Here is an 11980-nt window from a genome sequence, read left to right on the forward strand (position 1 = left end):
TCTCGTGTACGAGCGGGGCGCGAGCATAGGCGGCCCGCCGCGCACAGGCGCGCTTCAAAACGTCGGGCCCGGGGGTGTCACTACAGATCCAGCACCAGCCGCTTGGACCGGGCGCGAGACACGCAGACCAGCATCCGCGCATTTCCCGCGGGCTCTTGCTGGAAGAACGTGTCACGGTGGTCCGGAGTGCCCTCGCACACGCGGGTGACGCAGGTGCCGCAGGAGCCCGCCTCGCAGTCGCTCTCCACCTTCACGCCGTGGGTGCGCAGCACGTTGAGCACGCTCTTGCCGGCCGGCACGCGCAGCACCTGGCCGGTGCTCTTGAGCGACACCTCGAAGTCCTCCTCCGGTGTCGCGTGGGTGGCGGACGTGCCCTCCGCGGTGAAGGCCTCGAAGTGCACCTTCTCCCAGGGCCACTTGTTCAGCGTGGCCGCTTCGCGCACGGCCTTCATCAGGCCCGCCGGGCCGCAGCAGTACAGCCGGGTGCCCGGGCCGCGCGTCGTGAGCAGCGCCCGCACGTCCAGCCCCTTGGCGGGGTCGCCCCCGTCGTGGTGGATGTGCACGCGGCCCGCGAAGGACGGCGTGGACAAGAGCTCCCGGAAGGCGGTGCGGTCCGCGTCGCGCGTGCAGTAGTGCAGCACCCACTCCGCGCCGGTGCGCTCCAGCAGGCGCGCCATGGCCAGCAGCGGTGTGATGCCGATGCCGCCCGCGATGAGCACGTAGCTGCGCCCGTACAGGAGGGGGAAGTCGTTGATGGGCTCGCTCACGGTGAGCACGTCGCCCTCGTGGACGTTCTCGTGCATCGCCTTGGAGCCGCCGCGGCCGTTGGCGTCGCGCTGCACGGCGATGACGTAGCGGTGCGTCTCGCCCGGGTCGTTGCAGAGCGAGTACTGGCGCATGCCGTTGAGGCCTGGCACCTGCACGTCCAGGTGGGCACCGGCCTCGAACTCGGGCAGGGGGCTTCCGTCCTGGGAGACCAGCTCGTAGGACTGGATGCCTTCCGCTTCACGGGTGATGCGCGCCACCCGGAGGCGCAGCGTGTTCGTCGTCACGGTATTGCCCCTGTTCCCTTGCCCGCCGCCCGCGCGAGACCGATCTGGCCGCGCACGGTGTGCATTCCCGGGCCGCCCGGGGAGTGGGGCCGGGTGCGGTTTTCCGACCGGTTTCGGACAGAAGCGGCCTGCCGCCCGGCTGCCCTCCGTCCGGACGCGGGGGCCAGGGCGGCGGGGGTGGGCACGGCCGGGAATCCATCCCCACCCTTCACCCCGTGCCGCGCTGCGCCAGGGCCTGCCTGGGCCCGAGCGGTTTCGCGATGGGGGAGGCGCGGCCCCCCGATTCGACGCAAAGGGAGACGGCCCATGGATGCCATCACGTTGCTGAAGGCGGACCACAAGACGGTGGAGCAGCTGTTCCGCAAGTTCGAGAAGGCGGGCGACCACGCGCTGGCGCACAAGCGCAAGCTGGTGGACGAGATGGTGCGCGAGCTGTCCATCCACGCCGCCATCGAGGAGCAGGTCTTCTACCCGGCCGTGCGCGCGCGTTCGGAGGACCTGTCCCCGGACGTGCTGCGGGCGCTGGAGGAGCACCACGTGGTGAAGTGGGTGCTGTCGGAGCTGGACACGCTGCCGCCGGAGTCCGAGCGCTTCGACGCGAAGGTGCACGTGCTGATGGAGAACGTGCGCGCCCACGTCACGGAGGAGGAGCAGTACCTCTTCCCGGAGGTGAAGAAGGTCTTCAAGCCGCAGGAGCTGCGGCAGGTGGGCGAGGCGCTGGAGCTGGCGAAGAAGGGCGCGCCCACGCACCCGCACCCGGCCGCGCCGGACACCCCGCCGGGCAACCTGCTGACGGGCGCGGTGGCGGCGGTGATGGACATGGGCCGGGACGCGCTGCGCGTCGCGCGCCGCAAGGCCGTCACGCAGGTGCGCAAGTCCGCGCCGCGTCCGCTGCGAAAGCCGTTGGAGTCCATGATGTCGGTGGATTCGGCGGGTGATTCGCTGCACTGAGCGAGCGTCCGGCGCAGGACGCCTCGGGTCCGGTGAATGTCCGCCGGGGCTGGGGCGTCCGAAGGGGCATGAGAGGCTTTCGCGCCGGAAGCGCGAAGGTACTCCCGCCTTGGGAAGGAGGCGCCATGTCCGCTGTTCGCAGGATGTTGACGACGCTGGTGGTGCTCGCGGGCTTCACGGCCGCGGCGCAGGCGCAGGGCCCGGCCGGTTCACCGCAGCCCCGGCCGCCGGTGGATCCGCAGGTGCGCACGCTGCGTGTGGAGGGCACGGGCGAGGTGAAGGCGCAGCCAGACGAGGCCTTCATCGACGTGGCGGTGGAGACGTCCGCGCAGAACGCGAAGGCGGCGGGCGAGGAGAACGCGAAGCGGATGGAGAAGGTGCTCGCGGCGCTGACGGGGGCGGGCATCGCGAAGCGGGATTTGCAGACGCGCAACTACAACGTCTATCCGGAGTACACGCCGGCGCCGCCGCAGGGCGGTGAGCCGAAGCTGAAGGGCTACCGGGTGAGCAACCTGGTGAGTGTCCACGTGACGGACCTGTCCAAGGTGGGGAGCCTGTTGGACAAGGCGCTGGCGGCGGGGGCGAACCGGGTGGACTCGGTGCGCTTCGGGCTGAGCCGGCAGGACGCGGTGCAGGGCGAAGCGCTGCGGCAGGCGGTGGCGCGAGCGCGCAAGTCCGCGGAGGTGCTGGCCGCGTCGCTCAACGTGAAGCTGGGCGCGGTGCTGGACGCGAGCACGGTGACGGAAGCCCCGCGCCTGTACCCGGCCACCTTCGCCATGGACATGGCGGAGTCGCGAGCCGCGCCCCCCACGCCCATCCAGCCGGAGGAGCAGACGGTGCAGGCGAAGGTGACGCTCATCTTCGCCATCCAGTAGCTACGTGAATCACAAGCCGCGATCCAGTGGTCGCCGCATCAGGCCATCGGTGAGAGGCTGACCGTCCTCCTGACAGAACACGTAGGCCCCGCGCAGGTGCCGGCGTTCTTTCAGAGCAGCGACCATGGGCGCGGGGAGATCCTCTCCGCGCTCGTGGACCGCAAGCAGCGCTTCCAGGCCTGTGGTTCCTTCCGGTTTGGTAGTTTCGCGGGCGGAGGCCGTCCCGCTTGCCCTTCTCCTTCTCCGCGTTGAACCTGCCCCTGGTGCTCGGGGGACTGCTCCTCTTCACGGCGGCCCAGGCTCAGCCGGCATCATCTGTCCGCGAGCGCAGGGACAGGCGGGTGGTGCTCCCACGTCCTGGTGAGCCCGTCCTGGAGGTTCCAGTCGCGGCGGGCATCCTGACGACCCTCATCCTCGATTCGGCGCTGGACCGGGCCACTATGGAGCTGGAGGGCCGCACTCGCTTCAAGCTCGTGGACGTGGGCGAGCGCGCCATCAACCTGGAGCCGGTGATGGAGCTGGGCGCGGGTGAGCATCTGATGCTCCGCGTGCGCTTCGCGGATGGAGCCTTCCCAGAGCATGCGGTCTTCGCCCTCGTGTCGAATCCATCCGTGGTGGACAACCGCTTGGAAGTGTCCCGTCGGCCACTGGCTCCCGAAGCACTTCAGGCGGAGCTGTCCGAAGTACGCGCCCAGCTTGCGGCGAAGGAAGCCGAGCTTGTCGCACTCCGCGCAAGCGGCGATGCGCGCAGTCCTGCGGCTCTCGCGCTGGCGGGGCTTCTCGACGAGGACGGGGTATCAGCCAGGAGGGTTGGCCTTCAGCCCAAGAAGGAGATGCAGTCGTCACTGCGTGTCGTGGACGGCATCAGCTTTCGGGCCACCGCATGGGCAGTGGTGTCCATGAAGGTGAAGAACTACGGCAAGACGCCCTGGACGCCCACGGAAGCGCGCCTCATCCGTTCAACGGGCGGTGTGCCGGTGCAGGTGCTCGGTGTTCACATGAAGCAGCCGCGGATTGGTCCCGGAGAGGTTGGCACCGTCGTGGTGGAGACGGAGGAGACTGCCTGGGAGCGGGGTACGTTGCTCCGCTTGGAATTGGTGGATGCCACGGGCACGCGTCCTCTTCTCGTTCCATCTGTTGCGCTGTAGAGGTCGGCCATGTTGACGGTCATTCACCACCCCGCGCAGCTCCCACCCGGGTACATGATTCACGGCTGGCGCGTGGTGAAGCTGCTGGGCGCGGGCACCTACGGTGCCGTTTACCGCGTGGAGATGAACGGCCGCCCCTTCGCGATGAAGATCGCGATGCACCGGCCCGGGAGCGGCGACGCGGAGCAGGCGGACGCACGGTTGAAGCGTGAACTGGGCTGCCTCGTTCACCTGACGCACCCGAACATCGTCGGCGTGCACGGTCACGGTCGCTTCCCGGACTTCGAAACGGGGTGGCTCTACGTCCTGCTCACCTTCGTCGAGGGCTACACCCTCGCGGAGTGGGTGGAGCGGATGCATCCCACGGCCCAAGAGGTGGTCCGCGTCTTCGAGAAGCTCGCGGGCGCCGTGGACTACATGCACGGGCGCGGCGTCTTCCACCGCGACTTGAAGCTCGCCAACATCATGGTGCGCGCCAAGGACGACGAGCCCACCATCCTCGACTTCAGCGCGGGCGACTACACGCACGCTGAGGACTTGACGGATGCACCCCTGCCACCCGGCACCCGCCGCTATCGCTCGCCCGAGGCATCCCGCTTCCTGAAGGAGCACGGAGACGAGAAGGGGGCTCGTTACGAGTTCAAGGTGACGGATGACGTCTACGCGCTGGGCGTCTGCCTCTATGACGTGTTGACGACACCGGAGCCCGCGAGCGGTTCCCCGAAGGCAACCGTCGAGGGACGCTGGGTGCCCAAATCCGCCCGGGAATTGAACGCACGGGTGCCGGCGGGACTCAGTGACGTGGCGATGCGCTTCATCGCGCGCGAGCCCGAGCAGCGCCCACCCACGGCGGAGGTGATGCGACGCGAACTGGCGGCCCTCGCGGGCGAAGCAGGCCCGGAATGGACCGTGCCCGTCCACATCCCCTCGTTGAAGCCCCCGACCGCTCCCGCCTCCAACACGGATGAGGAAACGCCCCCCGCCCGTCGTGTGCGGCGGGCTCGGGTGGTGGATTCCGGAGTGGCGCTCCTCGTCGTGGCGTCCGTGGCGGGGGCCTTCATGTGGCTGCGCCCCGCGTCGCATCCTGTCTCCAGTGAGGGTGTGGCGCGTCCGACCGCGCCCACTTCGCCTGGGGATGCGGGAGTCGCCTCCCTCATTCCAGCGCCCATGTCCCTCCAGGATGCGGGCCCCTCACCTGACGCGGGCGACATGCTGGCCGCGTTGTCCCCTGGGGTAGCTTTGCCCCCTCTTGCTCCTGTCCGGAAGGAAAGCTCCGCCGTGAAGCGTGCTCCCATCGTCGCAAGCCCGTCCAAGAAGGACTCCACCACCAACTCCAGGGCGGAGTTCCTCGCGAAGTGTGCTGCGGCGAGCGCCGCCGTCGCCTTGCAACTCGGCTGCCCCAGCAGCTCCCAGGTGCGTCCTGAATCAGGGGCGTGCCCCGAGGAAGCGCGCACCGCCATGTTCCGAGGAAAAGACAAAGGATGGCTCGGTATGCGGCCGAACCAATCTTCCGTGCAGGTCACCATCGACAGGAGCCAGCCGGGCGATCCTGGTGATGAGGGAGTGTATAGGGATGGCCCCGTGACAGGGGTTGTCTACACGGCGAATCATGCAATCCCCAAGGGAACAGTGTTCTCCGGCCGGTTGTGGACGGGGGACGGGACGTTCCTGCTGGCCCGCTACACCGAAGCGCACCTCCCGGATGGACGCACGCTGCCGGTGTGCTTTGCCATTGGGCTGGACGGTCCCCTGGAGGTTTATGAGGGCTCCAAGCCGGGGGCAGTTCTCAGTTCGCGTGTCCTGGTGGCGTATGCCGTGGACCGCTGGCCCTGAGTCCGGAACGTAAAGGCTCGTTGCGTTTCCGTCGCTGCGGGGCCCACTCCGGGGATAGCAGGGAATTTCAAAATAGATGACCCGTGGCGTCGTTCACGCGTGGAGGCAGCCGAAGGTAGTTTCCCGTCTGCCTTTGCGCGGCTCCCTCGCGCGGGCATTCAGGAGCCCCCTCCATGTCCAGTGGTGCTGACTCCCGGCTCGCCGGGGGCACGGTCCTCTTTTCCCACGCGGGAACCGCCTACGAGTTCTTCCAGGAGCTGGGCATTGGCCGCAATGGCGAGCGCGTCCTGTTCGCCCGGCCCCGGACGCCCTCCGGCTACAAGGGGAAGGTCCTCGTGAAGTGCGTGCCCCTGCCGGAAGGGCCCGTGCCGGAGAAGTTCCAGCGGGCGCGTGCGCGGCTGGAAGAGGAGGTGCGGCTGGCGCAATTCCTCCAGCACCCCAACATCGCCCGCGTCCATGGCCTCTTCGAGATGAAGTTCGGGGAGGCGCGGGGCCTGGGCGCCGTCATGGAGTGCGTGGAGGGCTTCAGTCTGAACACCCTCCTCACCATCGCCCAGATGCGCGGGCGCTACTTCTCCGAGGCCTTCGTCCTCTACGTGGGTGCGGAGGTTGCGGCGGCCCTTGCGCATGCGCACACCCGCACGGACGACGCGGGCAATTCGCTGGGCATCGTCAACCGTGACATCAACCCCGGCTGCATCCGCCTGCGGCCAGGTGGGGGCGTGGTGCTGACGGACTTCGGCGTCGCTTGCTCCCAGTTGCAAGGGCGGCTCGCCACGACACTGCCGCGCCCTCCAGGGGAAGTCATCTACGCTTCACCCGAGGCGCTGATGGGGGCGGTGACGGATGCGAGAAGCGACCTCTTCTCCCTGGGGCTGGTGCTGCTGGAGTTCGCCACCGGGCGACACCTCTACTACCCGGGGAACCTCAAGGTGGAGGACGAGTCTCCCCGGCTCTCGCGGGAGCAGAGCCACCGCGTGCTCGCTGCCATGACCACGACGATGGACATGCACCTGCCGCCCGTCGTGGAGGACGCCGTCCAGCGCGCCATGGTGTTCAGCGGGAAGGACGTGAAGGAGGCCGCGTTCGGGCTGTCCACCTCGCTGCGCTCAGTCTTCCTTCGGTTGCTGTGCCGGGAGCCGGCGTCTCGCTACCCGACAGCGGCGGCGTTGGAGCTGGAGTTGCGCGGGCAACTCGCGCGGCTGGGGCCGTACAGCGCAGCGTATGCGGTGAAGGAAGTGGAGACAGCCCTCTTTGAAGGCGGCGAGGCCATGGAGGAATTGAATCTGCTGGAGGACGAGGGTGGCATCGTCCCGGCCTTTCCGCCGCGGAGTCAGGACTCCATCCCCACGGAGCCGCACCCACTGCGCAGCGCGGACGAGACGACGACAGAGCCGGGACCGGGCGCCCTGCGACTGACGCGCCATTAACCCGCTTCAGCAAATTCCGATAAGGCGGTCTCCTTGGAGAGGTCGTCCGTCCTTCAACATCCCCGCAGCTTCCGAGGGGAACAGCCCTCTGGAGGCTCGCCCCCTTCGGGACCAGGTTTCGCTTGGGATCGTCCGCGCTCCCAGTCGGGTTCTTCCCTCGGAACGGGCATGCCGTAGCCGAGGAACAGGCCCTGGGCCTGTACCTGCTCGACCACACTCCGCCACGCGCGCTCAAGAGCGCCCACAGCAAGCGGAGTGAACTTCGCGCGCCTGGCGAGATTCGGGGTGACCAAGCCCGGAAGTTGGATCACCGGCCGGGCAAAGCGGGCTGTGTCCCCGCTCGCGGGCCGGCAGGGAGCGAAGCTGAACATGCCATTCCACGGCACTTCGGGCGTCGCGCCACGATAGAGCCGGAACGTCCTACTGCGGTCCTCCGGACTTGCGAAAAGCGGGTCGAGAACGATTCTCCGGAAGGGTTCGTCCACGCCGGAGATGTCCGACCACTTGGCCCAGCCATAGCCGGCGCCAGAGGCAACGACGAACACAGTATCCAGAACGAATGCACCACCGAGAGAGGACCCGAACAGGATGACGGAGCCGGGTGCCAACTCCCTCAAGGCTTTACAATGGCCCTGCCAACAGTTGCTGTAGAGAAAGCATTCGCCGAAGACGAACGGATCCGTGTTGTGCAGCCAGCGGTCATCCACCGGCACGCACCAGAACGGCTCATGCAGGAAGCGCGGCGCTCCATTCGCTGCATTCGGCCATCGACGGATGATGCGCGACTGCGGCTCCCATTCCCCCCAGAATGTAAGGTCGCCTGAGTGCTCTTGCCCGGTCGCATCTCTCCACCGCCCCAGCGACTTCAGGAACTTGCGGCAATGCGCGCCATCGCGGCGGTGCCAGCCCATGACATTACTGCCACGTTCAGGCTTATGTTCCGGCCCCGGATGTGGGAACTGCGCCAGTCCCAGGTTTTCCCCCACACTGCACCTCCGAACGGCAGAAGCCAGCCACAAGTCAGCCAACCCACTTCAGCAGCAGAGTCCGTTAAGGCGGTCCTTCGGGAGGGCCCTCCGCGCTTCCTCTGAGGAAGGTTAACGGAATTACCTGAAGGAGGTTAGCCGTCGCTGGCCCAATGCGGCCAGCCCTCCTATCCCTTGACCCCGATAGCGGCGCGAGGCCTGCGGGTGCCGGGCTGAATGTCAGACGTGTGTCCTTTGCTCTCCTCGGAGGTGTCACTCCCAGGGGGCGTGGATGCGAATGACGCGAAGAGGGGCTGTCTGGCTGTGGCTGCTGTTGCCGGTGGCCGCATGGGCCGAGGACGTCCCGGAGGTGCCGGCCGCAGAGGAGGAGCGGCGCCCACTGGACGAGGCCTGGCGCAACCTGCTGCGCGTGGAGGCGACGTCGTTGTCCTTCCTGCCGCGCGGGGGCGTCGGCACGGAGGAGGGCTTCCTCCAGGTGGAGCCCACCCTTGTCTTCGAGCGAGGTGAGGACTTCGGCTTCAACCTGGGCACGCCCGTGCGGCTGCGCTTGTGGGGAGGTGGCGGTGCCGCGGGCTTCGTGCGGAGGGAGGACTGGGACAGCTTCTCGGACTTCGGGCAGGTGGTTCGCGCCCTCAAGCTGGGCTCGGACAACGCACCCTTGGGCGTCTGGTTCGGCGCGCTGGAGGGCTACAGCCTGCTGTCCGCGCACCTCGTAAGGCGCTACGGCGGGCGACTCAACCCCGACTACCACCCAGCGGGCGGCTTTCTCACCGGCACCCTGGGGCCCCTCTACACGGAGGCCTTTGTCTCGGACGTGTTGGGCGCGCGCCTCATGGGTGCCGAGTTCTCCCTGGACGTGGAGCACATCCTCTTCGGCCCGCCCCGCGAGAAGGCGCGCTACACGCTGGCGCTGTCGGCGGTACACGACTGGGGCCGCGCCGGAGGCCGGACGCCCTCGGTGACGCTGGCGCACCTGGATGCCATGGCCGTGGTGGTCGTGCGGCCCACCTACGAAGTGCACGTCCAAGCGGGGTGGGGCAGTCGGCCGGGTGAAGGTGGTGCCTGGGGCGCGGTGGTTGGCGCGGGCCTAGACGCGAGGACGCCCACGTTGCGATTGCTGCTGCGTTTGGAGGGGCGTCGGCAGCACGGCGGCTTCCGTCAGGGCTTCTTCGGCCCGGACTATGAGCTGGCGCGCTTCAAGGCGTCGGGGCCGGAAGGCGTGGCACTGGCGGAGGCGTCCTTCCGGGACGGGTACTCGGCCTATGGTGAGGCGGAGGTGGGCTGGGACGCGGTCCGCTACTGGGGCGTCCACAAGCACATGAAGCTGTCGCTGGCGGTCGAGGCCTTTAACTGGGGCCGCTTCGACGTGGACGGGCGCATGGCGGTGCAGCTCTTTGACCGCTCCGTGGAAGTCGCCTTGAAGGGGCTCGCGGTGGGGGCGGGACAGCCTGGAGCGCGCTACCTGGGCGGGGCGGAGCTGCGCTGGCGTTTGTTGGGCGGGAAGCTCTATGCCATGGGCACGGCGGGCACGCTGCTGTTCCCCGAGGGCGTGGGCACACTGCGGCCGGGTGCCTTCGCCTCGCTGGGCCTGGGGGTGGACAATGCGCGCTGACGCCCTGCTGCTGGCCCTCGCCATGCTGGCGACGGGGTGCGTTTCGGTGTCGCCCACGCCTCGTCGAGGCTTGAGCCTGAGCTACACGCAGCCCCCAGCCCCCGCATCAGAGTGGTCACAGTCGCCGCGCGAGGAGGTGCCCCCCACTCGGACCTCTCCGCGAACCTCCCTTGCGACTTCAGGGGCGCGGATGGCGCGCCACCGGCAGCTTCGGGAGGACACGTCGGGCGAGGACTCGCGAGCAATGGCTGGGGCCGTGGGCGGCAGCCTCGCTCCCCATGCCGCGAAGGAAGACGCGTGGGAGAAGCTACTGACGGACGCGGGGCTGGATGCGCGGGACGAACGCCCCGTAGGAGGCGTGCTGACGCCCACGCAAGCCGCGCGTCTGATGGATGTGTTGTTGGGCAAGCCCATCACGTTGAGCACCTTCCCACCTCGGATGGCCGCAGGCTTCATCCTGCGCGAGGTGATGGCGGGGGGCGAAGTCACGCGGCAGGAACTGCTGCGGCGGGTGGAGCGCTTCTCCCGGGAGCAGATCGCGGTGCTGCGCCCGGACGGCTATCTGGCATGGGCCCTCACTGGGCGCACGCAACAGAAGGTGGCGCCAGTCGAGTGGAAGGACAGTGCCTTCCGTGCGCATGGCTTCGAGTTGGGCCGCTTCTACAGCGGCAAGGGCGGCGTATTCCGCTCAGTGGACGCGCAGCTCCAGGCCTCGGATTGGCGGCCCCTGGCCGAGGTGTATGACGACGCGGACGTCATCAGTCGCACCCTGGATGGAGCGGAAGATGCGCTCGTGGAGCTGTACCACGCTCTGGGCCAATTGCTGACGCGCCCCGTGGACAGCATCGCGGGGCTAAGCAACCTGCCAGCGAGCGTGGCGGCGCTCATCGCGTCCTCGCCCATGTACTGGGAGCGGTTCCAGTCCATGACCCGTGGCGAGCAGATCCGCGAAGTGTCGCGGCTGACGACGGGCCTGCTCATCACCGGAGGCGCGGCTTCGGCTACGACACAGACGCTGAAGGGAATTGCGGTGGGCGCGGAAGTTTCGGTGCCAGTGCTCTCGCTGTCGGTGGAGGGCGCGCTGGTACTGGAGCGCGCAGCAGTGCCAGTGGGTCGCGCGGCGGCGGTGTTGAGTGGCGGGCCCGGGGCAGCCATCATCCTCCAGCGAGCCGATGACGCCGCCGGCTCAGGAGGTGGCGGCGGTGGTGATTCACAGGGGGCCTCGCCGTCAAGTGGGCCGAAGGGTTATTCGTCCTTCAAGTCCTTCAAGCGGGCCATGGGGCCGGCAGGGCAGGGGAAGGAGTGGCACCACATTGTGGAGCAGACGGACGGGAACGCGGCTCGCTTCGGGCCGCAGGCACTCCACAACCGGGAGAACGTCATCCCGCTGGACAAGGGGCTCCACTCTGGAGTCAGCGGTCTGTTCTCCTCGAAGCGATTCGACATCACCAACACCTTCAAGACGGTTCGAGAATGGCTGAGCACGCAGTCCTTCGAAGCTCAACGTGACTTCGGCCTTCGGGCCATCGAGAACGTGAAGAATGGGGTCTGGTGATGTCGCTTGAGAGGTTCGTAGAGTCATTCGCCCAGAACATCGCGGCGCAGACGGACTGCATCCTCCGTGGGGATGCAAGGGCGGGCAATAAGCACGCTGAGAAGGCGCTTGCCGCTTTCATGTCGCTGCGTGAGAAGGGCGACGCTGGCCGCGATGCACTGGCTGCGCTTTTTTCTCACGCCCGTATGGATGTCCGGGTCACTGCTGCTGCGTTCCTGCTCCGGCACAAGACCGCCGAAGCCACAGCGGTTCTAGAGGAAGCAGCAAAGGGCCACGGGCTAGCAGCTCTGGGTGCCCAGCAAACCTTGCGGAATTGGAAAGATGGTTCGTGGGCGCTTGACCTTGTCTGAGCAGGTAGTGAGCCAGAGAGGGCGCTAGGTAAGTTTGTCTGAAGGGCCGATGATTACACGGTGAAGTTGCCCCGGTTCCGCAGAGCGTTCCGCGCTTTCGCCCTCAAGCGGCAGCGCGGTGCTTCTTCTCGTAACCAGCGGGTGACTCGTAGTCGAGCGCGGAGTGGCGCCTGCGCGGGTTATACCAG

At 67.9% G+C, this 11980-nt stretch carries 10 protein-coding genes; 8 read left to right on the forward strand and 2 right to left on the reverse strand.

Annotated elements, in window-relative coordinates:
* Positions 1-80: 80 nt before the first annotated feature.
* Positions 81-1052 (reverse strand): PDR/VanB family oxidoreductase, encoded by a 972-nt coding sequence (locus tag D7X30_RS38155; protein WP_120567899.1) that lies wholly within the window; start codon positions 1050-1052, stop codon positions 81-83.
* A gap of 306 nt (positions 1053-1358) precedes the next feature.
* Here D7X30_RS38155 and D7X30_RS38160 point away from each other — a divergent pair, with 306 nt between their 5' ends.
* From D7X30_RS38160 to D7X30_RS38185, 5 genes are all read left to right on the forward strand, one after another.
* Positions 1359-2003, forward strand: coding sequence for a hemerythrin domain-containing protein (locus D7X30_RS38160; RefSeq protein WP_120567900.1), 645 nt, complete (start codon positions 1359-1361; stop codon positions 2001-2003).
* A 125-nt stretch (positions 2004-2128) separates the two neighbouring features.
* Positions 2129-2878, forward strand: coding sequence for an SIMPL domain-containing protein (locus D7X30_RS38165; protein WP_120567901.1), 750 nt, complete (start codon positions 2129-2131; stop codon positions 2876-2878).
* A 263-nt stretch (positions 2879-3141) separates the two neighbouring features.
* Entirely contained in the window at positions 3142-4026 is an 885-nt protein-coding gene (locus D7X30_RS38175) for a DUF2381 family protein (RefSeq protein ID WP_233592066.1), read from the forward strand.
* A gap of 9 nt (positions 4027-4035) precedes the next feature.
* Positions 4036-5859: a serine/threonine-protein kinase gene (locus D7X30_RS38180; RefSeq protein WP_233592063.1), complete on the forward strand. Its 1824-nt coding sequence runs from the start codon at positions 4036-4038 to the stop codon at positions 5857-5859.
* Positions 5860-6032: 173 nt separating this feature from the next.
* Entirely contained in the window at positions 6033-7289 is a 1257-nt protein-coding gene (locus D7X30_RS38185; RefSeq protein ID WP_120567903.1) for a protein kinase, read from the forward strand.
* Positions 7290-7342: 53 nt separating this feature from the next.
* Here the strand turns inward: D7X30_RS38185 and D7X30_RS41790 are convergent, their stop codons facing one another.
* Positions 7343-8275 carry a hypothetical protein gene (locus D7X30_RS41790; protein ID WP_147443419.1) on the reverse strand — a complete coding sequence of 311 codons (933 nt, stop codon included), beginning with the start codon at positions 8273-8275 and terminating at the stop codon, positions 7343-7345.
* Between the two features lie 277 nt (positions 8276-8552).
* Between D7X30_RS41790 and D7X30_RS38190 the strand changes: the two genes are divergently transcribed.
* The 3 genes from D7X30_RS38190 to D7X30_RS38200 all read left to right on the forward strand — a co-directional run bounded on the left by D7X30_RS38190 (position 8553) and on the right by D7X30_RS38200 (position 11792).
* Complete coding sequence (locus D7X30_RS38190; RefSeq protein ID WP_120567904.1) at positions 8553-9887, forward strand: hypothetical protein; 1335 nt, start codon at positions 8553-8555, stop codon at positions 9885-9887.
* Positions 9888-10131: 244 nt separating this feature from the next.
* Entirely contained in the window at positions 10132-11442 is a 1311-nt protein-coding gene (locus D7X30_RS42470) for a hypothetical protein (protein ID WP_199724669.1), read from the forward strand.
* On the forward strand, positions 11442-11792 hold the full coding sequence (locus D7X30_RS38200; protein ID WP_120567905.1) for a DUF2019 domain-containing protein: 351 nt from the start codon (positions 11442-11444) through the stop codon (positions 11790-11792). The genes D7X30_RS42470 and D7X30_RS38200 overlap by 1 nt, the downstream gene beginning before the upstream one ends.
* Positions 11793-11980 lie beyond the last annotated feature (188 nt).

The organism is Corallococcus sp. AB011P, assembly GCF_003611605.1.
GTDB lineage: Bacteria > Myxococcota > Myxococcia > Myxococcales > Myxococcaceae > Corallococcus > Corallococcus coralloides.